This is a genomic window from Acinetobacter sp. YH12132 (genome assembly GCF_013418645.1).
GTDB lineage: Bacteria > Pseudomonadota > Gammaproteobacteria > Pseudomonadales > Moraxellaceae > Acinetobacter > Acinetobacter indicus.
In genome coordinates, this window is the sequence record NZ_VPBR01000004.1 from 257,471 (window position 1) to 280,340 (window position 22,870).

General features: G+C 43.5%; 24 protein-coding genes and 1 pseudogene. 8 read left to right on the top strand and 17 right to left on the bottom strand.

Going from position 1 to position 22,870, the window contains the following annotated elements; genetic code table 11:
- Positions 1-56: 56 nt before the first annotated feature.
- The gene (gene trpA, locus FTU67_RS06855; protein WP_180061586.1) at positions 57-845 is read right to left on the bottom strand and encodes a tryptophan synthase subunit alpha; all 789 of its coding nucleotides are present in this window, start codon (positions 843-845) and stop codon (positions 57-59) included.
- Positions 842-2,053, bottom strand: a complete 1,212-nt coding sequence (trpB, locus tag FTU67_RS06860; RefSeq protein ID WP_180061587.1) for a tryptophan synthase subunit beta — start codon at positions 2,051-2,053, stop codon at positions 842-844. Before trpB ends, trpA begins: the two co-directional genes overlap by 4 nt.
- Before the next feature lie 100 nt (positions 2,054-2,153).
- Here trpB and FTU67_RS06865 point away from each other — a divergent pair, with 100 nt between their 5' ends.
- The 4 genes from FTU67_RS06865 (at position 2,154) to FTU67_RS06880 (ending at position 4,900) form a co-directional block, all read left to right on the top strand.
- Positions 2,154-3,035 (top strand): LysR family transcriptional regulator, encoded by an 882-nt coding sequence (locus FTU67_RS06865; RefSeq protein ID WP_180061588.1) that lies wholly within the window; start codon positions 2,154-2,156, stop codon positions 3,033-3,035.
- A 118-nt stretch (positions 3,036-3,153) separates the two neighbouring features.
- On the top strand, positions 3,154-3,726 hold the full coding sequence (locus tag FTU67_RS06870) for a nuclear transport factor 2 family protein (protein ID WP_180061589.1): 573 nt from the start codon (positions 3,154-3,156) through the stop codon (positions 3,724-3,726).
- The gene (locus FTU67_RS06875; RefSeq protein WP_180061590.1) at positions 3,702-4,202 is read left to right on the top strand and encodes a chalcone isomerase family protein; all 501 of its coding nucleotides are present in this window, start codon (positions 3,702-3,704) and stop codon (positions 4,200-4,202) included. The genes FTU67_RS06870 and FTU67_RS06875 overlap by 25 nt, the downstream gene beginning before the upstream one ends.
- A gap of 11 nt (positions 4,203-4,213) precedes the next feature.
- Positions 4,214-4,900, top strand: coding sequence for a response regulator transcription factor (locus FTU67_RS06880; protein ID WP_045795869.1), 687 nt, complete (start codon positions 4,214-4,216; stop codon positions 4,898-4,900).
- Positions 4,901-4,917: 17 nt separating this feature from the next.
- On the opposite strand, the gene FTU67_RS06885 is transcribed toward FTU67_RS06880, so the two are convergent.
- From FTU67_RS06885 to nudC, 9 genes and pseudogenes are all read right to left on the bottom strand, one after another.
- The gene (locus tag FTU67_RS06885; protein WP_180061591.1) at positions 4,918-6,240 is read right to left on the bottom strand and encodes a HAMP domain-containing sensor histidine kinase; all 1,323 of its coding nucleotides are present in this window, start codon (positions 6,238-6,240) and stop codon (positions 4,918-4,920) included.
- Between the two features lie 35 nt (positions 6,241-6,275).
- Positions 6,276-7,324: pseudogene (locus tag FTU67_RS06890) on the bottom strand (cyclopropane-fatty-acyl-phospholipid synthase family protein).
- A gap of 8 nt (positions 7,325-7,332) precedes the next feature.
- Complete coding sequence (locus FTU67_RS06895; protein WP_180061592.1) at positions 7,333-8,112, bottom strand: DUF1295 domain-containing protein; 780 nt, start codon at positions 8,110-8,112, stop codon at positions 7,333-7,335.
- A 24-nt stretch (positions 8,113-8,136) separates the two neighbouring features.
- Positions 8,137-9,339 carry a cyclopropane-fatty-acyl-phospholipid synthase family protein gene (locus tag FTU67_RS06900; RefSeq protein ID WP_087549558.1) on the bottom strand — a complete coding sequence of 401 codons (1,203 nt, stop codon included), beginning with the start codon at positions 9,337-9,339 and terminating at the stop codon, positions 8,137-8,139.
- On the bottom strand, positions 9,336-10,124 hold the full coding sequence (locus FTU67_RS06905; RefSeq protein ID WP_087549659.1) for a DUF1365 domain-containing protein: 789 nt from the start codon (positions 10,122-10,124) through the stop codon (positions 9,336-9,338). The genes FTU67_RS06900 and FTU67_RS06905 overlap by 4 nt, the downstream gene beginning before the upstream one ends.
- Before the next feature lie 9 nt (positions 10,125-10,133).
- On the bottom strand, positions 10,134-11,417 hold the full coding sequence (locus tag FTU67_RS06910; protein ID WP_180061593.1) for an NAD(P)/FAD-dependent oxidoreductase: 1,284 nt from the start codon (positions 11,415-11,417) through the stop codon (positions 10,134-10,136).
- Entirely contained in the window at positions 11,414-12,400 is a 987-nt protein-coding gene (locus FTU67_RS06915; protein ID WP_180061594.1) for an acyl-CoA desaturase, read from the bottom strand. The genes FTU67_RS06910 and FTU67_RS06915 overlap by 4 nt, the downstream gene beginning before the upstream one ends.
- Before the next feature lie 136 nt (positions 12,401-12,536).
- Positions 12,537-13,085, bottom strand: coding sequence for a lipocalin family protein (locus FTU67_RS06920; protein WP_160243331.1), 549 nt, complete (start codon positions 13,083-13,085; stop codon positions 12,537-12,539).
- 120 nt (positions 13,086-13,205) lie between these two features.
- Complete coding sequence (gene nudC / locus FTU67_RS06925) at positions 13,206-13,973, bottom strand: NAD(+) diphosphatase (RefSeq protein WP_019837893.1); 768 nt, start codon at positions 13,971-13,973, stop codon at positions 13,206-13,208.
- A gap of 389 nt (positions 13,974-14,362) precedes the next feature.
- On the opposite strand from nudC, the gene FTU67_RS06930 reads away from it, so the two are divergent.
- Positions 14,363-15,886: a cryptochrome/photolyase family protein gene (locus FTU67_RS06930; RefSeq protein ID WP_180061595.1), complete on the top strand. Its 1,524-nt coding sequence runs from the start codon at positions 14,363-14,365 to the stop codon at positions 15,884-15,886.
- Positions 15,887-15,922: 36 nt separating this feature from the next.
- On the top strand, positions 15,923-16,042 hold the full coding sequence (locus FTU67_RS06935) for a DUF2256 domain-containing protein (protein ID WP_373685114.1): 120 nt from the start codon (positions 15,923-15,925) through the stop codon (positions 16,040-16,042).
- Here the strand turns inward: FTU67_RS06935 and FTU67_RS06940 are convergent.
- The 3 genes from FTU67_RS06940 to FTU67_RS06950 all read right to left on the bottom strand — a co-directional run bounded on the left by FTU67_RS06940 (position 16,039) and on the right by FTU67_RS06950 (position 17,352).
- On the bottom strand, positions 16,039-16,293 hold the full coding sequence (locus FTU67_RS06940; RefSeq protein WP_078194347.1) for a TIGR03643 family protein: 255 nt from the start codon (positions 16,291-16,293) through the stop codon (positions 16,039-16,041). The two genes, FTU67_RS06935 and FTU67_RS06940, sit on opposite strands and share 4 nt — an antisense overlap.
- Positions 16,294-16,451: 158 nt before the next feature.
- A complete protein-coding gene (gene uraH, locus FTU67_RS06945; RefSeq protein WP_004981585.1) occupies positions 16,452-16,853 on the bottom strand; it encodes a hydroxyisourate hydrolase in 402 nt (133 codons plus the stop codon).
- A gap of 10 nt (positions 16,854-16,863) precedes the next feature.
- Entirely contained in the window at positions 16,864-17,352 is a 489-nt protein-coding gene (locus FTU67_RS06950; protein WP_171263817.1) for a heme-binding protein, read from the bottom strand.
- 105 nt (positions 17,353-17,457) lie between these two features.
- Here FTU67_RS06950 and FTU67_RS06955 point away from each other — a divergent pair, with 105 nt between their 5' ends.
- Both FTU67_RS06955 and FTU67_RS06960 read left to right on the top strand, forming a co-directional pair.
- On the top strand, positions 17,458-18,129 hold the full coding sequence (locus tag FTU67_RS06955; RefSeq protein WP_005177241.1) for a heavy metal response regulator transcription factor: 672 nt from the start codon (positions 17,458-17,460) through the stop codon (positions 18,127-18,129).
- The gene (locus tag FTU67_RS06960; RefSeq protein ID WP_180061603.1) at positions 18,126-19,508 is read left to right on the top strand and encodes a heavy metal sensor histidine kinase; all 1,383 of its coding nucleotides are present in this window, start codon (positions 18,126-18,128) and stop codon (positions 19,506-19,508) included. Before FTU67_RS06955 ends, FTU67_RS06960 begins: the two co-directional genes overlap by 4 nt.
- Before the next feature lie 23 nt (positions 19,509-19,531).
- Here FTU67_RS06960 and FTU67_RS06965 read toward each other — a convergent pair whose 3' ends face one another.
- From FTU67_RS06965 to FTU67_RS06975, 3 genes are read right to left on the bottom strand one after another with little or no spacing between them, the layout of a single operon-like run.
- Entirely contained in the window at positions 19,532-20,236 is a 705-nt protein-coding gene (locus tag FTU67_RS06965) for an ABC transporter ATP-binding protein (RefSeq protein ID WP_078194313.1), read from the bottom strand.
- Complete coding sequence (locus FTU67_RS06970) at positions 20,229-21,452, bottom strand: ABC transporter permease (protein WP_078194314.1); 1,224 nt, start codon at positions 21,450-21,452, stop codon at positions 20,229-20,231. Before FTU67_RS06970 ends, FTU67_RS06965 begins: the two co-directional genes overlap by 8 nt.
- On the bottom strand, positions 21,449-22,681 hold the full coding sequence (locus FTU67_RS06975) for an efflux RND transporter periplasmic adaptor subunit (RefSeq protein ID WP_171502409.1): 1,233 nt from the start codon (positions 22,679-22,681) through the stop codon (positions 21,449-21,451). The genes FTU67_RS06970 and FTU67_RS06975 overlap by 4 nt, the downstream gene beginning before the upstream one ends.
- Positions 22,682-22,870: the final 189 nt, after the last annotated feature.

Sequence of the window (22,870 nt, forward strand, 5' to 3'; positions counted from 1 at the left end):
AAATATTGTTTTATATCCAATTATGGTTTTAAAGAAGATTTATGAAAGGTGCCTGACTATTCTTTATTTTGTCTCAGTATCTGTGCAAAAACCGTCACTTTTTCTAAAGTCGCATTCATTCCCTTATTAAAAAAAGTATCAACAAGCGCTGAGCCAATAACAATAAGATCTACTTTATTGGCTAATGCTTTAACATGACTTGCATTTTTGATCCCAAAGCCAATTGCAACTGGAATATTAAAAACGGGCTTGATTTCAGCAATCTTTTTCTCAAGATTAGACAAATTTAATTCTCCTCCTGTTAAGCCATTTTCTGCAATATGATATAAAAAACCTGTCGCGCGCGCTGAAATTTGCTCTAACCTTTCAACTGGGGTAGTCGGCGCTGTCATTGCAATTAAATGCATATTTTTTTCATTTAATTGCACCTCAAATTTTTCTCGATATCCATATGGAGCATCTAAAATCAATATTCCATCTATAAGATTTTCTGTTTCGGCGATAAGTGTCTCAAAACCATATTGCATCATCGGATTTAAATAAGTCATGAAAATTATTGGTGTCTGGTCATCATGCAGCCTGATTACTTTTACCAACTCAATGGTCTGTTTTACCGTTTGACCTGCATCTAAAGCCCGAAGATGCGCTGCCTGAATGATCTCTCCATCTGCCACTGGATCAGAAAATGGAATACCCACTTCAATAATGTCAGCCCCTGCTTGCCCTAATTGGCTTAACAGACGACAACTTTCTGTAAAATTAGGATCTCCAGCAGTAAAATAACAGACCAGACCACTTCGATTTTCCAGTTTCAATTGCTCTAATTTTTGATCTAGACGGTTCATGCTATAGCTCCTGAAAGATATTTTTTGACCGTGTTTAAGTCTTTGTCTCCTCTGCCACTTAAATTGACAATAATGATCTGTTCTGGCTGCATTTCTTGAGCAAGTTGAATCGCATATGCAATCGCATGAGAACTCTCAAGAGCAGGAATAATACCCTCCTGTTGACTTAAAAGCTGAAAGGCATTTACCGCTTCTTGATCGGTGATCGCCGTATATGTAACACGTCCTGTTTCAAACAGAATGCCATGCTCTGGACCAACACCAGGATAATCTAAGCCAGCTGATATAGAGTGCCCCTCTAAAATCTGCCCATCTGAATCTTGTAATAAATAGGTTAAATTGCCATGCAGCACACCGACCTGACCTTTGCAAATAGAGGCGGCATGTTCATCGCTATTTATTCCTTTTCCACCTGCCTCAACGCCAAACATTTTGACATTCAGGTCTTCTAGAAAAGGATACATCAACCCTAGTGCATTTGATCCCCCACCCACGCAAGCAACTAGAGCATCAGGCAGTTTATTTTCTTTCAGGAGTATTTGGTTTCTGGCTTCTAAACCAATAATTTTCTGAAATTCTCTCACCATGGTGGGATATGGATGAGGGCCTGCACCCGTACCCAATAGGTAATAGGTTGTATCCACATGACGAATCCAGTCACGTAATGCTTCGTTCATGGCATCTTTTAAAGTCCCACGACCCTTTTGAACACTTCTGACTTCAGCACCGAGTAATTTCATGCGTTCAACATTCATTTGTTGGCGCTGAATATCTGTTTCTCCCATAAAAATGGTACATTTCATCTTAAATAGCGCGCAAACCGTTGCTGTTGCAACACCATGTTGCCCAGCACCCGTTTCTGCAATGATTCTGGTTTTACCCATAAATTTGGCTAATAAGATTTGCCCTACACAATTATTAATCTTATGCGCACCCGTATGGTTCAAATCTTCTCGCTTGAAATATATTCGAGCGCCGCCTGCATAAGCTGTTAGGTTTTTTGCAAAAAAAAGAGGACTAGGACGACCAACAAAGTCCGTTAAAATCTGCTGATATTCAGCCCAAAATTCAGGTTTGTGCCGAACAGTATTAAAGGCTTGCTCTAATTCTTGAAGTGCTGGCATTAAGCTCTCTGGCATGTAACATCCACCAAATTTACCAAAAAATCCCAAGTCATCAGGACCATTACCTGTATAAGGGGTTGTCATCTCATATCTCTTACTGTATCCATTTTTTTCATCTTAAAATATTTTCATTTTTCTGATAATTGATATATTTTGAGCTGATGATGTTAGAAAATTTTACAACATGAAACGCAGAACACTCCCTCCCCTTAATGCTTTAAAATCATTTGAAGCAGTTGCTAGAAATAAAAGTTTTAGCTTAGCTGCGGAAGAATTGTGTGTCACCCATAGTGCGATTAGTCATCAAATAAAGCAGTTAGAAGAATGGTTAGATAAAAAATTGTTTATTCGACATTCCTCGACCATCTCTCTGACGGCGGACGCCGAAGAATTATCGCTCGTTTGTACGCAATTTTTTAATCGTTTAGAACAATGTGTCTTTGAGTTAACAAATAAAACATCAGAGGTAGAGGTGGTAATAGGCGCTTCTCATAGTTTTATGGCAAATTGGCTGATTCCTCGATTAGAAAAGCTCGAAGTCATTTATCCCAATATCCATATCAAATTAATGACATGTAATGACTTAAGATTGTTAGAAAAAGAGAAAGTTGACATATTTATCAATAGCGTCAGTGAGCATCATCTACTTCCCAACTTTTTGAATAAATATCTGTTATTTCCCGATAACATGGGTCCTATTTGTAATCGTGAAATAAATCTTCTTCATTCCGTAAATGATCTTTTAAACTATCCATTACTTCATACCCACTCAAATAAAAGTGCATGGCATACATGGTTTGATCAGTTTCAAATAAGCTTTTCCCCAAAATCCAATGACCGTTATTTTGATAGTCTGAATTTAATGATAGAAGCTGCCGTGTCTGGGTTAGGAATTGCCATAGCACCTCAAATTCTAGTAGAAAAAGAAATGTTAAATGGAAAGATCATTGCCCCTTTTGGTTTTATCTATTGTGACTATAATTTTTATGCAATGGTCAGAAAAAATAACGAAAATCGTGATGTTATGAATATCATTGATTGGTTAATGGCCGAAGAAAAAAGTTAAACATTTAATCTTTGATTTGAAAAATTCTATTCAATTGCTCATCTATAACGTCTATTTCACATTCTGTTCACGCTGTGCTGCCTAAGGTATAAACATACACTTCATACGGACACTGATGATGAGACTTGTAAAAACACTAATTGCTACAGCCTTATCCTTGCCGCTTCTGTTGTTAGCCGGATGTAAAAGTATTCCCAGTTATTCAGCCGATTACGCCCCATCCAGAAACGGTATTCAGGGGATAGCGCTGGATCAGGCTAAAGCTCAGGATATCGGCCTCCGCTTTACCTCAGCCTTTAATACCTTGGGCACACCGGAATTTGTGGAAAGAGCCGGATCGCTGTATGCCGACCAGCTGTTTATTAACGATACCCTATCGCAATTTTCATCCCGTCAAAATCTGCTGGAGCACTTTCAAGGCATGAACAAACGGGTCAGCAAGGTCAGCGTCAAGCTGTTAAACGCTTCTTATCATCAGGACTCTGCCTATGTGCACTGGCATATGGCCTATGATTTTAAAATGTTCGGCACGACCCGCAGTATGGACTCTTACGGTATCAGTGAAATCAAGATCAACGAAAACAACAAGATTATTTTCCAGCAGGATTTCTGGGACCCTGCGAATGGCCTGTACCGTTCCCTGCCTTATGTTGGAGGGGTCTACTCATGGCTACTGCCTTTCAAAAAATAGCGATCAGCACGGCCTTAGTGATAGGATGTAGCTTCAGTCCATGGGCACAGGCACAAAGCCTGAATCAATGCGGCAATGGTCCGCTGATGGTGGGTAAAAAACAGGTCGGTATGGCCAGTTATTTTGCACAAAACTGTAGTCAGTCCTGGGAAAAACAAAATATACAGATGGACTTTTCCTATACCCAGAATATTCCGGAATGGGCATTTAAACGTGCGGCCACACATTTACTGAAACGTAATGTTAAAGACGCAAAAATACATGCTCTATTCAACCCAATCACTGATTTGTATCGTCCGGTCAGATCAGGCGACCTGTACCGTTTAAAATACAACCATACTACACAGACCCTAAGCTTATCTTTGAACCAGCAAAGTTTAGGGCAGCTTAAACATCCTCTGGCACAACAATATTTTAATATATGGCTGGGTCCCCAGCCATTTAGTGTTAAATTAAAACAGCAATTAATAAAGTAGTCTCTACAGTTATGTCTAAACATTTTATTTTGATGGTTGAAGATCATTACGAACTGGCATCTACCTTATGCGAGTTTCTAGAAGAGCATGGTTTTGTGGTCGATCATGCTCGAAACCTTAATGCTGCGCGTCAATTACTCAAACAGCAACGCTATCATATTTTACTTTTAGATATTAACTTACCTGATGGTTCGGGTTATGAACTATGTGAATGGCTACGAAATAAAGAAGCTATGGACCTCCCTGTGCTGATGCTCACCGCACGCGATACGTTGAATGACAAACTCAAAGGTTTCAATTCAGGCACGGATGATTATCTAGTCAAGCCATTTGATTTTAATGAGCTGGTGGTTCGAGTCAAAGCTTTGATCAAGCGCTCACTGGGTGAAGTCTCGTCTGGCCGTCTTCAAATTCATGATCTTATTCTGGACCCCGCAACACAGCAACTGACTCGTGCAGGACAACCCATTGAACTGCCTCCAATTCAGTTCAAACTGCTCAAACTACTGATGCGTCATTCGCCTAAAGTTCTAACTAAACAGGAAATTATGATAGAGCTTTGGGGGGATGAGGAGCCTGAAAGCGATGCCCTACGTAGTCATATTTATAATCTGCGTAAAATGGTCGATAAGCCTTTTGAGCAAAAGCTAATTCATACCATCTCGGGGGTCGGTTTAAAGATCACTTTAGAAGCTTAAGCTGTAGAAGCCCAACCTTACTTTAAATACACGACGACAATCAGTCCAGTCGTCATCGCCAGATCAACATCCTGATGGGTATTGAGATAAAACTGCCGATCAAACAACTCCACCCGCCAGCCAAGCTGCTTGCACAACTTCTGTACCAATTGCAGTCCAATGCCATGACCTTTGATCTCTAATTGCAATTGTTGCCCTGACAGTTCTTGCACTTTGGAGTTATTCGGTAAAGGAATGCCGACACCATTATCTGCAATCAATACTGTATTTTTTTGCAAAATGACATCAATTTCTGTGCCTTGTGAATAATTCAGCGCATTGCGCAGAATATTGCCAAATACCATTTTTGTCATCGACGGGTAAAGTTTACGTCGCTGTTCGTCTAGATCTTTTTGAAAATTTATCCGCATGCCTTTGTTATCGCTAACACTATCCAGATCCTGAACTAGATTTTCCAGACATTCAGAAAGCATAGTCGGTTCAGCAGTTAAAGTATTGGTGGTATTGCGGGCGATAGCCAGTAGTGTGTCCACTAATAGTTGCATGTCTTCAATGGTGTTGTTCAAGCGAGTAAATGATTTGTTGTCGCCATAGCGTGCCTGACACAGCTGCACATTGCCTTTTAGAATGGTCAGTGGCGTGCGCAGTTCATGGCTGACATCACCTGTAAATTCACGCTCACGCTGAATAAACTCGCTTAATACTTGATGATATTTTTCTAGCGCCTGCTTCAGATATTCTGCTTCTAGATTGGAATCGGTACGGATGTCCTGAAACGGCGAAGCCTGATTTTTATAGTCTTCCCAATCAATATGTTCCAGTGCGTTGGCAAGCCTGGTAATGGGAGAAAAATAGCGCCGAGCACGACGATTCCACCACCATAACATACTATAAAGTACAAACAAGCTGACCATCAGTGGTGCCAGACCAAACAGCCAGACCAGTTTATTGACATTGCTTTCGCCAAAAACCAACAGCACATGCTGCCCGTCTTTTTCACCATAAACGGTCATGCGTTCCTTGCCATCGACAAAATGCCGATTCACTCCTTGCTCAAGCTGCATAGTCTTAAATTGGGGTGGTGGCACAGTGTTCCAGCGGTAACCATACAGATTTTTGGTGTCGGGCAATTCTGCGGCAGGATTACGTTCTAATCGTTGCCAGTAGTGAGACATTTCCTGTTCTAGCGCTGTTCTGAGCAAAGACCCTTTAATCACCCAAGCACTGAAGCCAATCCCAATCACCACGGACAGGGCAATGAATCCGATTTGCAGCCAGTAGTATCGGTTAAACACCTCACCCAGAGGATGATCACGTTTATCCCTAAACAGCTTTAACATTGATGCATTCCCCGCTGGCCCATCCCAATGTTCAGTTATACGGCTTTCTTCTTCAACAGAAAGTGTCCAATCACCCACTCACGTCCATGGTCATAACCAAATAGCTCGGCACAGGCCATAAAGAAAATCCGCCAGCGCTGCCACCAGATTGCGGCATCCGCGCCATAAGTTTGTTCAAATAAGGGCTTTAGCTCGGCCTGTTTAGCATCCATATTTTCTAGCCAAGCATTTGCGGTACGTTCATACTGCGTGCCCGCCCATTGCCAGTGCTGTTCTAGCTGTAAATGCTGCTGAAAATGTAGGAAAGTTGAGGCTGCTGGCATCAAACCACCACTAAAGAAATATTGCGACATCCAGTCAAACTCATTTTTGACTTCAAAAGGATAATGCAAGAAACGATGACAGAAAATATGACACCACAATAAGCCATTTGGTTTGAGCCAAATACTGATATTTTCAAATAGTTTTTGATAGTTACGCACGTGCTCAAACATCTCCACTGACACCACACGATCAAAAGAGGCAGGTTCAAGTTGCAACACATTGACATCACAAGTGATCACCGTCAGGTTATCCAGTTTTTTAAACGGGCTTGTTCCTGAATATACTCGCGCTGCGTTGAAGAATTTGACACGACTGTAATACGGGCCCTTGGATAACGCTCGGCCATATATAGACTTAAAGAACCCCAACCGCAGCCAATTTCCAAAATATCCTGCCCGTCTTTCAGTTGTGCTCGCTGGCAATAGCATGCAAGAGCAGCTTCTTCGGCTTGGTCTAGCGTTGTATCGGCATGTTCAAAGAGACTCGCGCTATATTTCAAACGCTTACCGAGTACTGCCTGAAAAAATGCGGTCGGCAGTTCATAATGCTGTTCATTGGCTTTGTCTGTCTCAATGGCAATTTCGCTGTTTTTCAGCATGGTCAGCACATCCATATAGCGCTGCGCTGCCAATGCGGGGTTAAACCGACCTTCTTGTGCCAAACGTTTTTTGCTTAAAGTACGAATGCCTGCACGAATCACTGGGTCTGGCACCTTGCCATTTTCGATCAGTTCTAAGGTTTTTTGAATCATAAAGTCCATGTATTTACCTACTCTTTGGGTGGCCACGGAATAAACATTGAAGTTCGTCGTTGATAGTCTTTATAGTTGTCGCCACGGTGGGCGATCGCCTGTTTTTCACTAAATGGAATACCTGTAAAGTAGTACAAGAATAGCCACATCAGCAGTGGATATATCCATAATTCATAGCATCCTGCTGCCAAACCGAGCACTGGATAGGCAAACCAATGCAGCCATTCAAAAAAATAATTCGGATGACGCGAATATTTCCATAAGCCCTGATCCATAGTTTTACCTTGATTCTGTGGATCTAGCTTAAAACGGTAAAGTTGCTGATCGGCAGTGCTTTCGCCTATCAAAGCCGAGAGCATGATCATACCCGCCCCAATCACAGTGACCAAAGTCCAGTCATTCCATTGCTCGGTCGAGATACTTAACAACTTCAGCATTGGGTAAGAAAACAGTAGCGCCAAACCTGCCTGAAATATAAAAAACACCAGAAAACCAAGATGCTGATAGTCCCCCATCGCTCTGCGCATGTTGGCATAACGCGTGTCTTCTTGGGTTTCATTGGCATAGCGCCGTAACAGATGCCAAGTCAGTCGTGAAAACCAGATCCCACTCGCCAGTCCCAGAAATAACCGAACCAACAGTGGTGCACTATCAGTCGCCCAAGCGGCAATAATCACATTAAGAGCAATACTGAAACTCCAAGCGACATCGACCAGCCCTGCTCTGCGGTTATAGGTCACCAACACCCAGCTACAGAGCATGATGAAGACATTGAGCAAAAATAAATCTAGCAGCATGTCGCCCTCCTGTTTTATTTTTGCTTAGTAAGCACTGGCTTCAAACAGCAAATGAACATCGCTGATCACACCTTCGCGGAAGCCACCTTCGCAATAACACAGATAAAAATCCCACATGCGGATAAAGCGCTCATCAAAACCAAGTTGCAACACCTGATCACGTTGCTCCAGAAAACGCTGGCGCCAACACTTCAAGGTTTGTGCATAGCTTTGACCAATATCTTCCAGATGTTTGAGACGAAGTTTTTGCTCAGAAGCCGTTTGCGTCATCACACTGATACATGGAATAAAACTACCGGGGAAAATATAACGCTTAATATAATCCACCGTATTTAAAGCTTTAACATAGCGTGCATCTTCAATGGTAATCGCCTGTATCAAGGCTAGACCATTCGGCTTAAGGAGCTCGCGGCATTTTTGGAAATAAGTTGGTAAATATTGCTCACCCACTGCTTCAATCATTTCAATCGACACAAGCTTGTCGTATTTGCCTTCTAGTAAACGGTAGTCCTGAAGCTGTACAGACACCCGATGAGACAGCCCTGCTTCAGCAACTCGGGCTACAGCCTCATCATATTGTGCCTGGGAAATGGTAATGGTGGTCACCTTACAGCCATAATGCTGAGCCGCATAAATGGCAAAGCCTCCCCAGCCGCTGCCAATTTCAACCAAATGGTCCATCGGTTGCAATTGAAGTTTTTGGCAGATCAGTTCTTTTTTATAATCTGAAGCTTGTTCCAAGCTCATACAAGGGTCTTTAAACACCGCACTGGAATACATCATGCTGGAATCTAAGAACAATTTAAAAAAATCATTGCTCAAGTCATAATGCTCAGCAATATTCTGACGACTGCCATCAATCGAATTCTTGCGGGATTTATACCAAGCCTTGAGTACCAGCTGGCTAGCTTTTGCCACCACATTTTGATTCATCCGATCAAGCACATCACGATTACGCGCTAGAATACGAATTACATTGACCAGATCTTCACTGCTCCAGTAACCACGAATAAATCCTTCTGCTGCCCCCAGTACACCATTACGGAACAACAGTTCCATTAGACGGGTATCGTGCACCTGAATCACGGCCTGCAGATCACTGTTTTCGCCAACTGTTCCGCTCCAGATGCCTTTAAAAATCAGCTGACCATGCCGCAATTTCAGCAAATGCCGTAATACCACCGGCAGTTCGGTGTGCTCTCCCATTAACAGTGTTTTCATAGTCATGTCTTTCCTTTTTCTTTTTTAGGATGGCGGTAAAACGGAATTTTCTTTTTCCATAAACGAAAGGCATGCAGATAAATTCCGCTGACCATCCTGAAGGGTTCAAGAACTTTCAGTACAGCATAGCGATGCTGCTGTGAAGGAACTGTGATGGCCTGCAGGGAAAATTTCAGGGTGGCATCGAATTGCAGCACGGCCTGCTCAAACAGCTGCATATGAATCACATTTTGTTGTTCTGAAAAGCTAAAACGCCAACGATAATCTAGCTCCATCGGCATGAACGGCGACACATGAAAGTCCTTTTTAAAATCAAACTGGTGACTTTGGTACGGCGCATGTTGGTCTGCATTGTTTCGGCAGTCGTGAATGTAGACCTGTCTTTCATTCCACGGTGTATTGGTAATTTCACTAAGTACAAATATCAGTTGGTCGGTGGCATCTAAGACTAGATAAAACACTACAGAATTAAAGCGAAAGCCGAGTGTTCGTGGCAAAGCCATTACTCGGATAGATGCGGCATGCGGTAATAGATAGTTTTCCCGCTTGATGAGCAAACGTGAGACCTTCTGCCGAATCGAACCATATTCCATGGTCAGAAAATCCCGCTCATCTAGGGTCAAGAAATTCCAGCGGCTGGAAGACCAGAGCCAGGATTTACCGGTAAAGGTCGCGAGCTGATCCGGATCAAACCATAGATAGGTTAGCTGGGTCTCAAAAGCATGGGCTTTGGGCAAATAACGTCGGTGCCGGATTTCGGCAGAGGCAATCGCCAGTGGATACATCTGCATCATGTGCTCCTAGGCGGCCTGTTCGGCCTGTTTCAATAGCTGATCGACTACCCATGATGCGCTACGCGCCCCATCCTCATGAAAGCCCCAGCCCCAGTAAGCACCACAGTATGAAGTGCGGTTTTGGCCGTTGACCTCGACCCAGCGTTGCTGTGCTTCAATCGCCGGGGCATCAAACACTGGATGACGGTAATGTCGTTCTACCCAGACTTTTTTCGGATTCAGGGCAAAATTAGGATTCAGGGTGGCAAAGACTTGGGTTTTGCAGTTCAGGTTCTGCAACTGGTTCATCCAGTAGCTAAAGCCATAATGTGTGCCACTGTGCTGGAATGGCGTCTGTTCAGTGGCCTGAGTCGGCGTGACGTGTACATGCCAGCTGGCCCACTGGCGACGGGATTTGGGCATGATAGAGGTATCGGAATGTACCACCATGCGGTTATCCTGATAGCGGAACTTGCCTAGCACGTCCAGCTCCTGCGCGGTCGGGTCTTTCAGCAGTTTCAGGCTGTCATCGGCGTGGCTGGCGAAAATCACCCAGTCAAAACGCTCGCTACCTTGTTGGGTTTCAATCAGTACATCATTGGCGCTGCGAGACACCTGATGCACAGCAGTTTTACGGAAGGTGATATTGCACTGGGCTTGAATGGCACGAACGTAGCGAGCTGATCCACCCTTGACCGTCAGCCATAAAGGACGGTCTTTGAGCTGCAACATCCGATGATGCTGGAAAAAGCTCACCACAAATTTATAGGGAATCTGTCCGGCCTGTTCCACCGGACAGGACCACAGCGCTCCACACATCGGATAGAGATGTTCATGACGGAAGGCATCGCTATAACCATGGTGATTTAAATACTCATCAATACTTAGCTGTGCATCGACCTGTTCCACATCCAGATCTTTATTGGCCGCATAGAAACGGAACAGATCCGACAACATCGCGCGAAAATCAGTATTAAGAAAGTTTTGAGGTCGGAACAACAGCGAGAATTTTTTTGAAGGATTGTACTGTAAGCCACTGACCTGATTATTCACCGAAAAGCCCATGTCACTGCTTTGCGATTGAATCCCTAGTTCTTTTAGCATCGAGCAAAACAGCGGATAGTTATGCTCATTAAACACAATAAAGCCACTATCCACCGCAACCTGTTCACCCTCGATATTCAGCTGATGGGTATCGGTATGACCACCAAAGTAGTTATTCTTTTCAAAGACTGTGACTTCATGCACTTTGCTGAGTTTCCAGGCAGCGTACAGACCGGAAATACCTGAACCAATAATTGCAATTTTCATGGTGATTCCTTCGATTGAATCGTGTGAGTGTCGGCAGTAGCAGCTTTTTTATGTTTTCGAGCCTGAGCGATTTTACTGGCTTCATAAATCCGTGCCGGAATGGGCTTGAGGCCCCAGACCAGTCCCAGCCAGGACATGAGTTTCAGCAAGTAATAGGTCACATCAATCTGCCACCAGTAAAAACCCTGCCGGGTACTGCCGGCATAATAATGGTGATTGTTGTGCCAGCCTTCGCCCAAGGTAATGATGGACAAGAATAAGTTGTTGCGGCTGTGATCGTCCGTATCAAAATCCCGGCTGCCGTAATGATGCGCCAGTGAGTTAATACACAAAGTGGCATGGAGCAGCAACACAGTGGAGACCACAAATCCCCAGACCAGCAATTGCAGGCCGGAGGTACTAAGTTGCGGCCAGGTGATGGCCAGCCACTCCCCTAGCGCATAAATCCCGCCCGCGGTCAGCAGCACCACAATTAAACTGAAGCGGTCCAGCCAGATCAGTTCCGGATATTTCAGCCAGTCCTTGATCACTTCTTTACGCGTGGCAAAATTATATTCATTTAAAAACCAGCCGACATGGCTGTACCAAAAACCATGTGTTGAGGAGTGTGGATCTTGTAGTGTATCGGTATAGCGGTGGTGATAACGGTGATGGGCCGCCCACCATAGCGGACCACGCTGTGCACTCATAGTTCCAATTAACACAAACAGGAATTGCACCGGACGCGAAGTCTGAAAAGTTTTATGTGACAGATAGCGATGAAAAAAGGCCGTAATGGAAAACATGCGGATCAGGTAGAACAGCAGCATAAAGCCAATCGCAAACCACGACACTCCCACCCAGAACACGGCGAGACAGGCTAGATGTAATAGAATAAAGGGTAAAATCCTCAGCCACTGAATCTTGCTGTTTTCAGCCGTCAGGGTTTTGGGCGCTGTGGGTGTAGACCAGCTGTCTATCCATCGCATCAGACTTTTCAACATGGACTCATCCTATTTCAAGCGACTGTCTTTATTCCATTTGATGAGTCTAATCAGTCAGATATGAATTTTATGTGAAGTGAAATAAAAAAAAGCCGAACTGTAGAGAGACTAATGAGTTCGGCAAAAGGGTAACAGATTAATGCGGCAATTTGATCAGTTTTGTGATGTCATAACCATAATATTTTGCTGTCTCCAGATAAGACTTATAGATGGCTTCATCCAGTTGCGGTTCGCGCGATAAAATCCACAGGTATTTGGTACTCGGTCCACCGACCAGCGCCACTTTATATTCCGGATCCACGCGTAATACCCAGTAATGCCCTTTGGTAAACGGAATCCATCTTAAACCTGGCGGCAAAAAGCTGACCTTCAGTTTGCTGTTGCCCTGATTTTGCGGATAGGCCACCCCTTCAGAGCTGATCATTTCACCATTTTCAATCCGGCAGCTATTTAATACGCCCATAGTCTGATCGGCATTGACAGTGTATTGTGCCGAGATATTCGATACGCATTTACGCTGAAAATACATCGGTAGATGCGCAATTTCATACCACTTGCCCGCATACCGTTGGATATCTACCTGATCGACTGCCTGAGGTGGAACCGTTTCAGCTTGCGTAGTAAAGCTTAAGCTGATTATCGCCAGCGTTGTCGCTGCCAAAACAGACTTGAATAGCATCTTCATTTTTTAGCCTTGTTTGATTTTAGGCTTAAGATAACTCAACAGCATGTGAACAAAGCGTGAAGACGAAATGATGTGATTCAGGAGGCGTGCTGCTAAAAAAGTCCTAGACTGGTTTCCGGGTTAAAGCCATTCTTTGCTGTCATCTGCCACAGGGGTACCATGCATCACATGCTGAATCATGGCATAGGCAATACTGCCCTTGAACGGAATTTCGGGTAACTGATCAAATTTGAAAAACTGCGCATCGCTCAGTTCATTTTCCTGAATTTGAATGTCCCCTGTATGATATTCCGCCTTGAAGGCCATCATCAGATTGCTGGGAAACGGCCACGGCTGGCTGGCCAGATATTGAATGTTTTTGATCTGCAGCCCAACTTCTTCTAGGGTTTCACGGCGGACTGCCTCTTCCAGGGTTTCTCCGACTTCAACAAAGCCGGCAATCAGACTGTACATTTGGGTTTTATTGCGGGCATTTTTTGCCAGCAGAATTTCATCTTCGCCCCGGGTAATGATGGTAATCACACAGGGATTCACCCGTGGATACTGGTTATAGCCACAGGATGGACAGACCATGGCATACTGGCTGGCGTGTTGCTGGGTGGCATGGCCGCATTTACTGCAAAAGCGGTGGTTACGGCGCCATTCCAGTAACTGTACCGCACGGCTGGCCTCTTCAAATTGTGGTCTGTTCCAGACTTGCACTAGTTGTCGGATCGGAACCAGCTGATAACCTTCAGGCACCGGTTCGTCTTCTTTCAGGTCACGAGCAATGATCTCGCCATTTTCCGTCAAGTTCAAGTCGTGCTGCAGTTTGGCTACCTGCGGCAACTGAAAATGCTCATCCACCAGTAATTGCTGCTGTCTAAAAATATACGCTTTTGAATGCATGCTCGTGAGAATTCCCTGATTAAAAAAAATCCCATACTGGGGATGTATGGGACAAAACTAAGGAAGCTTACATGGAGTAACTTCTAGCCAGATACTAGGTGCACGCCACCTAAATTACAAGCATAATAATTTGTATCTTTTTGATTAAAATCACATAATTTTCACACCAATTATGAACTCAGAAATCATGCAAAGTAAGTTTCATCAACTGGCTTTAGCATTGTAGAGATGAACAGTCTTTTATTGCAGCAATTATGATTCCTATGCGATGTCAGAGGATCATCTGGTCGAGTTGAATTGATTCAACATACGGGTTGATATTTATTTTCACAAAAAATTGAACTCTCTGAATTTACACTGCGCTATCTTTCATTGGGTCTGGAATAGCTATGCGTTTCGGTTTAATTCTGGGTGATCAGCTTCATCATCAGCTTGCTACACTCAAGACACTGGACCGTACCCGGGATGTGATCCTGATGGCCGAAGTTGTTGAGGAAGCCACTTATGTCGCCCATCATCCGCAGAAAATTGCCCTGATTTTTAGCGCCATGCGTCATTTTGCCAAAGAACTCAAAGCAGAAGGCTGGCGTGTACGTTATCATGCTTTTCAATCCAGCAGTCCGATTCGTAGCCTGCTGGATTTTGTGCAGGCACAGCAACAGCAGTTCCCCGTCACAGTACTGGTCATGACCCAATGCGGAGAATACCGCTTGCAGCAGCAGATTGAACAGCACTGGAGCCAGCAGCTGCAACTGCCGATACAGTGTCTGAATGACGAGCGTTTTTTCTGCAGTCCGGAGCAGTTCCGGCACTGGGCCAGCCGTTACCAGACACTGCGTATGGAATATTTTTATCGGGAAATGCGTAAGCAGACCGGCTATTTAATGCAGGGACAGCAGCCGCTTGGACAGCAATGGAACTATGACAGTGCCAATCGCAAGGCTTGGTCAGGCAGTCCACCATTGACCGCGCCACTGTACTTTGAACGCGATCAGATTGATCTGGATGTACTGGAACTGGTTGAACGCGAGTTTTCCCATCACCCCGGCAGCCTTGCCGATTTTCGCTGGGCCACCACGCGTAGCAATGCCCTGCTTGCACTGGAGCATTTCATTGCCTACAGTTTGCCGCATTTTGGCGATTATCAGGATGCCATGGTTCAGGGTGCAGACATGCTGTTTCACAGCCTGCTCTCACCCTATTTGAACTGTGGCTTGCTGCTGCCCCGAGAAGTCTGTGATGCTGCAGAAGCAGCCTACCATGCTGGTCATGCACCGTTAAATGCAGTCGAAGGTTTTATCCGGCAGATTCTCGGCTGGCGCGAATATGTCCGCGGGATTTACTGGCTGTACATGCCGGAATATGCCAGCCGCAATGCCCTGCAGCACTCAACTCCGCTGCCGCAATTTTACTGGACCGGCCATACCCGGATGAACTGTATGGCGGAGTGTTTCCGTAATACCTTTCAGCATGCCTATGCACATCATATCCAACGTTTGATGGTGACTGGCAATTTTGCTTTATTAACTGGTGTAGACCCGCAGCAGATCAGCGAGTGGTATCTGGGAATCTATGCCGATGCCTATGCATGGGTAGAACTGCCGAATACGCTGGGCATGGTGATGCATGCCGATGGCGGCTTGATGGCCAGCAAACCCTATGCCGCTTCAGGCAATTACATCCATAAGATGTCTGATTATTGCAAGCACTGTAGCTACAATGTCAAAACCCGTACCGAGCCAGACAGCTGTCCGTTCAACAGCCTGTACTGGTATTTCATGATCCGGCATGAAGCGACATTCCGCAATCATCCACGTATGTGCATGATCTATCGACAGCTGGACAAGCTTAAAGATCGGCCTCAGATTATCAGCCATGCCCAGCAACTTCTTAGCCGGATTGATGAGTTATAAACCATGAAAAAACAGCATTTTCCTGAAAAAATCTGTATGCACTGTTTGCGTCCTTTTACTTGGCGCAAAAAATGGCAACGCTGCTGGGAGGAAGTCAGATACTGTTCTGAACGATGTAAACGTGAGTCCAGACGTTTATCAAAATCAAACGCTTAGAAACGCTTGTATTGCCGTGAACAATAGGCCCGTATCACGTCGGGTGAACGCAGTTGCAGATGTTTGGTTTTTCGGCCGGTGACGCGTCCACGCCACATTTTAAAACTCGATGCTTTCATATTTTGCCGCATCAAGCGGATCACCGCCGCTTCATTTAAACCATACTCACATAAAATAGCTTCAAAAGGAGTTCTATCTTCCCAAGCCATTTCTATAATTCTGGATAAGTCCTCTTCAGAAAATTGATTCATACCATTCTCGTTTTTAATCATCACGAAGCGTCAATAAGCTTTATCGACTTTAATCTGACTAAAAGAATAACAATACAGTCATGAATTTTTTGTGATTTTTCTCTAGTTTACGGACTCAGCACGAATAAAAGGGCTAGTTAAACTAGCCCTGTTAAGTCTTAGTTACCTCTATAAGTCGAATATCCATAAGGACTTAAAAGTAGAGGAATATGATAATGGCTGACACTTCCATCTACCTTAAAAATTACAGGAACTTCAGGAAAGAAAGTATCTTGCTTATTTTTTTTAAACCAGTCCTCAGTTTTAAAAGTAACTTTATAAATACCGGCTTCAAGCTTCTGATTTTCAGGAAACAATCCAGTAATACGGCCATTAGGACCAGTATATTGCTGATTTAACTTCACCCATTTATTCCCAGTACTTTTTTCGAGTACCACTTCGACTTGAGCTGAGGGTAGACCATTTTCTAGATTCAACACATGCACACTTAAAGGGTTAGTTTGTGCGAAAGTCATTGAGGTCAACAATAGTGTTGAAAGTGGCAATAATTTTTTAAACATGATGAATTCCTTAAGGATTGAAAATAGACTTAACAGCTGTTTCAGCGCAGTAATGGTCATTTTTTGCACCCCCTGCTCCGGCAACGCCAATGGCACCGACCACCTGATTTTCATAACTCACAGGTAGGCCGCCACCCAACAGCAGTAGATTAGATAAGGTGGTTAAATTTTTTGCATCCTTGTTTTCATTGGCATTTTGACTTAACAACATAGTCGCCGTTTTGGTCGATAAGGCGGTATAGGCTTTCTTTTCAGCTGCGCCCAAATTATGCGGTCCGACAGTTTCATGCCTGTTTGCCATTAACGTATTTCCGCCCCGATCCACCACCACCACAGCGATATTGTGCTGTATTTTTTGACACGCAGTCACCGCAGCATCCGTAAGAGTTCGTGCTGACTGAGAATCAAGTGAATAAACTTGATTGAATTGAACGGATTGTGCAAAAGTACTGCTACTCATCAGCATTACTGTTGCAATAAGCCCTTTGAGTTTGTTCATCATGATTGCCCTGAATTAAGTTTTAAAAATCTTATACAACCTGAATGATTTGAAGGATGACAATCACATTACAAAGTTGTCATCTTTAAAATGAGTCTGAACAAAATGTGTATTCTAATTATCGAAGATGAAGCGAAGATCGCCTCATATCTGGTTAAAGGGTTAAATGAATCTGGCTATGAGGCACAATGCGTCCATTCAGGACTAGAAGGTTTGGAAAAGTTAAAGATGCATGCATATAGCCTAGTCATATTAGATGTAATGTTGCCCGATATTGATGGCTGGGCAGTCCTGAAAGTCTTGCGACAATTTTCCCAAATTCCGGTCATTTTTCTTACAGCAAAAGATCAGGTGATTGATCGGGTCAAAGGTTTGGAACTGGGCGCCGATGATTATCTGGCCAAGCCTTTTTCTTATATTGAATTACTGGCCCGAATTAAAAGTCTACTTAGGCGCCAGCAGTATGCACAGGAAAACCAATTAGAAATTGCCAATCTGAAATTGGATTTGATCCATCATAAAGTCTGGCGTAACGAGCAGTCGATAGAACTCAGTAGAAAAGAATTCAACCTTTTGCGCTTTCTGCTGCGCCATCCGAATGAAATTATTACGCGCAGGCAAATAGCTTCTGAAGTCTGGCAGATCAATTTTGATACCGATACCAATTTTATTGATGTAGCGGTAAGGCGTTTACGTAGTAAAATTGATGAGGGACATGATATAAAGTTAATTCATACTGTTCGCGGTTTGGGCTATAAAATTTCGGCAGAGAAATAATGTTGAAACCGATTCGTTCGCTAGAACTCCGATTAACACTCTTGGTTACAGGGTGTGCTGCAATGGTCTTGTGCGGTGTAGCATTTATGACCTATCTGGGTATCAACCAGATTTTAATTGCTCAGCAAGATAGGGCTTTGATTGAGCGAATTGAGCGACTGGAAATATTACTACAAGACAGTAGCAATATTGAACAGATTATCGCTCGCCCGAAGCTGTATCAAAACATGTTGGGAAATCAGGATAATTTGTTTTTATTGATTCAGGGTGATCAGGCGCTGATCAGCATTAATCCTCTTGGCATTCCTCTACCTGAATTTACCCATCAGCCCCAAATTCAATTCCAAGATTTATCGGCGCATGCTTATCCCACCCGCATTGCCTGGAAAACTATTCAAATTAATCGCCAGCCGTATCTGTTAATTGCAGGCAAACAGTGGTCTGAACGTTTAGGCATCATTGCACCTTTTCAAAAGAGCCTTGTCATTTATGTTTTCACAGGTATCTTGGCGATTTTCATCCTTTGTGCTATTGCTAGCCATCTGGGATTAAAAGTATTAAGAACCCTGCGAGAACAAACCCATGCGATAAATATTCAGCAACTTGAACAGCGACTCAATCTGCCCTATCCCCCTCAAGAGATTGCACAACTAGCCTCCGATATCAATGCCATGCTCGACCGTATTGAGCTGGGATATAGCCAGCTGAATCGTTTTTCAGAAGACATTGCGCATGAATTTAGAACACCATTGAATAATTTAATAGGACAAACCGAAATTTTACTCATGAGTGAACGCAGTCCCGTACAATATCAGGAAGTGCTGATTTCCAACCTAGAGGACTATCAACGCTTAAAAAGAATGATTGACAGCATGTTATTTCTGGCACGTGCAGATGCGCAGAAGGTTTGCTTAAACAGACAAAAAATCCAACTTCAATCCTTTATAGAAAATATCTTCAGCATTTTTGAGTATCAAGCCGAAGAACAACACTGCAATTTTGTTTTAAAGCTTGAGGCAACTGAGCTATTGGCAGATCCAGAACAGTTACAACAAGCTCTGTATAATCTGCTCTCCAATGCCCTGATTCATGGCGGCAAGCACCGGACTATTTATGTGCATAGCTATCGAAAGATCATCAACAAACTGTCTATGATTGCGCTATCGGTCGTGACCAGTGGTTTAGAAATTGCCCCGGAACATTTGCCGCATATCTTTGAGCGATTTTATCAATGCAGTTCCAGTAGACAAAGTTATCATCAAACAGGTGGTTTGGGACTATCCATTGTGGCATCTATTATGACGCTTCATCAAGGGATGTATCAGGCGATTAATAGCGCAGAAGGTATATGCTTTGAACTGCTTTTCCCAGATACGTGATTCACATTCACACTGAGCTTATATCATTTTTTGGAATCACTCTGAATTCTCCCATCCACCAAATTAATGGTTCGATCACAGGTTGCCGATAATCTAGGATCATGAGTCACCAATAATACTGCACAGCCATGTTCGCGATGAACTTTACGAAATAATTCAAACATTTCCGCAGCAGTTTGAGTATCAAGATTACCTGTCGGTTCATCGGCCAACAATAGTGCAGGCTGAGTAATCAGTGCACGTGCAATCGCTATGCGTTGCTGTTGCCCTCCAGAAAGCTCATTGGGTTTACGGTCAGCGAACTTATCTAACCCTACAGCGGCCAATAATTCATGGGCATATTGCAACGCAGATTGATCTGGCTTACCTTGCTTCAGCATTAATGGCATAAGCACATTATTTAAGGCAGTAAAGGCCTGTATAAGATGATGGAATTGAAACACAAAACCTATACTGTTGCCACGTAATGCTGTCCGAGCCATATCATCCATACGACTTGTTGCCTGACCCAACAAGTACAACTCACCACAGCTAGGCTGATCTAATAAGCCAAGAATATTCAGTAAAGTACTTTTGCCTGAACCAGAAGGACCAATTAATGCAGCAAAGTCATTCCGTTGAATACACAGGTCAATTCCATGTAATACCTCCACTTCATTAGGTTGCCCAACATTATAGGACTTTCGCAATGCTTCTAAACGTAGTACTTCCTCAGATGAATCAGACATGACGAATTGCCTCCACAGGATCGAGTGCAGCAGCCCGACGGGATGGTATTGCAGCAGCCAAAACTCCCGTTAAAGTCGCCAAGAATAATGCTGACAAGATAAGCTTGATTGAAATCGAAATATAAAACAAACCGGGACCAAACTGATTAAATCCCCAAATTAGACAATAACTGACAACACTACCAAGCATCGAACCAAGCAGACCAAAAATTGCTCCCTGAAATAAGAAAACTCTTAAAATTTGCGTTTGTGTAGCCCCAGTTGCACGTAAAATACCGATTTCCCGAGTCCGTTGCACCACACTCACCGACATCACACTGGCAATTCCAAAAGCGACTGAAATCCCTACAAAAACAATAATCATGTTGGTCGAAAGACTTTGAGCGGTAATCGCATTCATTAATTGAGCATTGGTTTCAATCCAGCTTTCTGCTTTTAATCCAGCCAGGCGTCCAACTTGTGAGGCAATTTGCTCCGCCTGAAAAATATCTTGGATCGTCAGATCAATCACTGTGACCCCACCAGGCAAATTAAGTAAAGATTGCGCCTGTTTCAAATCCAGATAGACATAGCGCGCATCCAATTCACGCACGCCCAGTTCAAATATTCCAGAGATATTCACCACTGCATTTTTCTGTTGCCCAGTATCTAATCTTAATTTGCTCCCGACTTGCACACCCAAATCTTTGGCTAATTGACGCCCAATTAATACATTATCCGCACTGACCCGTAATTCACCACTCACCATATATTGCTTCAACGGAATAATCTGTTGATAACGTTCAAGGTTGATACCAACCAATGCAACAGATTGAATTGCATCTCCGCGCTGTACAAATGCAGGACCAGAGACCACAGGAGAAACCGCAGTCAACACCGGTAAATGATCTAAAGTCCCAGTAATCTGCTGCCAATTATTAATAGAACGTAAGCGTTGTGCACGCTGATCTTCTAGTAACAACTGAAGTGTTCCTGCTGCTGGTGGCACAATATGATTCACCTCATCTGGTGAGAGCAAACGAATATGCGCTTGTGTCCCTAAAGTCCTTTCTACAATATTCGATTGTAAACCCTGAATTAAAGCGCTAATGAACACAATGACCGCTACCCCCACCGCGACGCCAATGGTAATCATCATCGACTGTGTGCGACCCTCTCGCAAAAAACTGATTGCGATGGTCCACTCGGTCCAAAGTCGCCTAAAAAAGTTTTTCAATCGAATTTCACCGGTAATTCATTTTTGCTATTTTTCTGATCCGTTTGACTCTGGAAAACACGTTTAGTTTTCTCTATTCGGACACGAGTTCCATCTTTAAGCACTGATTCTGCATCGGTAAGGACGTGATCACCTTCTTTCACTCCAGCTACAACTTCAGACATAACCAAACCACGTAAACCCAGTGTGATAGGATGACGTTGAATTTTTCTATCTCTTACTAAAATAACCATAGCCTTGTTGCCACTTATACTGCTTAAAGCATCATTTGGAATGACCAAGGTTCGCTCGCGCTTGTTGGTTTCAACATTTACCGATACCGTCATGTCTTGACGCAGAAAACCTGGGACTGGATCAACTGTTAATCGGACGTCTACTGTGCCACGTTGAGCATCAATACTTGGAGCAATAAAATTAATATGGGCAGGAAAAGATTGATTTGGATAGGCATCTGCAATCACTGCGGCTTTTTGTTGTAAAGCCAGCAGTGGTAAATTTCGTTCATCAAATGGCACTCGTATTTCAGTCGCACCATCCAGTGCAATAGTGAAGAGAGTCTGACTCGGTTGTACCAGATCCCCTGGCTCAACATTACGCGTTAAAATAATACCTGAAACTTCTGCACGAATTTTGGTCTTGGCAAGTTGCGCTTGTAGTGCAGCGAGTCGTTCGCGTAATTTTGTCTCTTCAACTTTATTTGGGGCAAGTGAAGCAACTTTTAATCGAGCTGATTCCAAATTATTACGGGCGAGTCTTTCTGCCTCTATCGATTTCTCCCTTTCCTCTGCTGATAATATTCCTGATTCGGTATTTCGTCTGCGTAACGCCTCTCTTTGAGCCTGTTCTAATTGTACTTTGGCATTCGCTAAATCAACTTCTGCTTGCGGGCGTCTAGTGGTTTCGAGTTCTTTTAATTCAGCTTCTGCCTGCCGCACTTGCGCTGAAATTTCATCAGATTTCAGTACTAAAAGAATATCCCCTCGAGAGACCCGATCTCCCTCTTGAACCAATCGCTCAAGAACAACCCCTGTAATTTCACTACCAATCTGAGTCCGAGATACTTTCTCTACCCGCCCTGAAGCGACAACTGTTTGAATCAATGGACTAGATACGACTTCATAACTAGGCAGCAATGGTCCTTGCCACCAGCGATATGTAGCAAAACTGACAGCTAAAACCAGTAGTATGATCATGATCCAAGGCTTATAGTGGGTAACAAGCAATTCCATTCTCCAAGCCAGATTAAAAGAAAGTTTTTTAATCGAATAATTAATTCTTAGTTAAATATATATGAAAATGGCTTTGTTGCATAAACATTCAACAGCTAATTTCCCCCTAATATATTCAAATTTAAGTAACAACTTGGGTGTGAGGTCTTCGTTTTTTCACAAGATATGCGATGAATGTCTGATTATTTG

Bases quoted from the DNA above. Each gene is read 5' to 3' on its own strand.
- trpA (WP_180061586.1), bottom strand. From the start codon at position 845: ATGAACCGTCTAGATCAAAAATTAGAGCAATTGAAACTGGAAAATCGA.
- trpB (WP_180061587.1), bottom strand. From the start codon at position 2,053: ATGACAACCCCTTATACAGGTAATGGTCCTGATGACTTGGGATTTTTT.
- FTU67_RS06865 (WP_180061588.1), top strand. From the start codon at position 2,154: ATGAAACGCAGAACACTCCCTCCCCTTAATGCTTTAAAATCATTTGAA.
- FTU67_RS06870 (WP_180061589.1), top strand. From the start codon at position 3,154: ATGAGACTTGTAAAAACACTAATTGCTACAGCCTTATCCTTGCCGCTT.
- FTU67_RS06875 (WP_180061590.1), top strand. From the start codon at position 3,702: ATGGCTACTGCCTTTCAAAAAATAGCGATCAGCACGGCCTTAGTGATA.
- FTU67_RS06880 (WP_045795869.1), top strand. From the start codon at position 4,214: ATGTCTAAACATTTTATTTTGATGGTTGAAGATCATTACGAACTGGCA.
- FTU67_RS06885 (WP_180061591.1), bottom strand. From the start codon at position 6,240: ATGTTAAAGCTGTTTAGGGATAAACGTGATCATCCTCTGGGTGAGGTG.
- FTU67_RS06895 (WP_180061592.1), bottom strand. From the start codon at position 8,112: ATGCTGCTAGATTTATTTTTGCTCAATGTCTTCATCATGCTCTGTAGC.
- FTU67_RS06900 (WP_087549558.1), bottom strand. From the start codon at position 9,339: ATGACTATGAAAACACTGTTAATGGGAGAGCACACCGAACTGCCGGTG.
- FTU67_RS06905 (WP_087549659.1), bottom strand. From the start codon at position 10,124: ATGCAGATGTATCCACTGGCGATTGCCTCTGCCGAAATCCGGCACCGA.
- FTU67_RS06910 (WP_180061593.1), bottom strand. From the start codon at position 11,417: ATGAAAATTGCAATTATTGGTTCAGGTATTTCCGGTCTGTACGCTGCC.
- FTU67_RS06915 (WP_180061594.1), bottom strand. From the start codon at position 12,400: ATGTTGAAAAGTCTGATGCGATGGATAGACAGCTGGTCTACACCCACA.
- FTU67_RS06920 (WP_160243331.1), bottom strand. From the start codon at position 13,085: ATGAAGATGCTATTCAAGTCTGTTTTGGCAGCGACAACGCTGGCGATA.
- nudC (WP_019837893.1), bottom strand. From the start codon at position 13,973: ATGCATTCAAAAGCGTATATTTTTAGACAGCAGCAATTACTGGTGGAT.
- FTU67_RS06930 (WP_180061595.1), top strand. From the start codon at position 14,363: ATGCGTTTCGGTTTAATTCTGGGTGATCAGCTTCATCATCAGCTTGCT.
- FTU67_RS06935 (WP_373685114.1), top strand. From the start codon at position 15,923: ATGCACTGTTTGCGTCCTTTTACTTGGCGCAAAAAATGGCAACGCTGC.
- FTU67_RS06940 (WP_078194347.1), bottom strand. From the start codon at position 16,293: ATGAATCAATTTTCTGAAGAGGACTTATCCAGAATTATAGAAATGGCT.
- uraH (WP_004981585.1), bottom strand. From the start codon at position 16,853: ATGTTTAAAAAATTATTGCCACTTTCAACACTATTGTTGACCTCAATG.
- FTU67_RS06950 (WP_171263817.1), bottom strand. From the start codon at position 17,352: ATGAACAAACTCAAAGGGCTTATTGCAACAGTAATGCTGATGAGTAGC.
- FTU67_RS06955 (WP_005177241.1), top strand. From the start codon at position 17,458: ATGTGTATTCTAATTATCGAAGATGAAGCGAAGATCGCCTCATATCTG.
- FTU67_RS06965 (WP_078194313.1), bottom strand. From the start codon at position 20,236: ATGTCTGATTCATCTGAGGAAGTACTACGTTTAGAAGCATTGCGAAAG.
- FTU67_RS06975 (WP_171502409.1), bottom strand. From the start codon at position 22,681: ATGGAATTGCTTGTTACCCACTATAAGCCTTGGATCATGATCATACTA.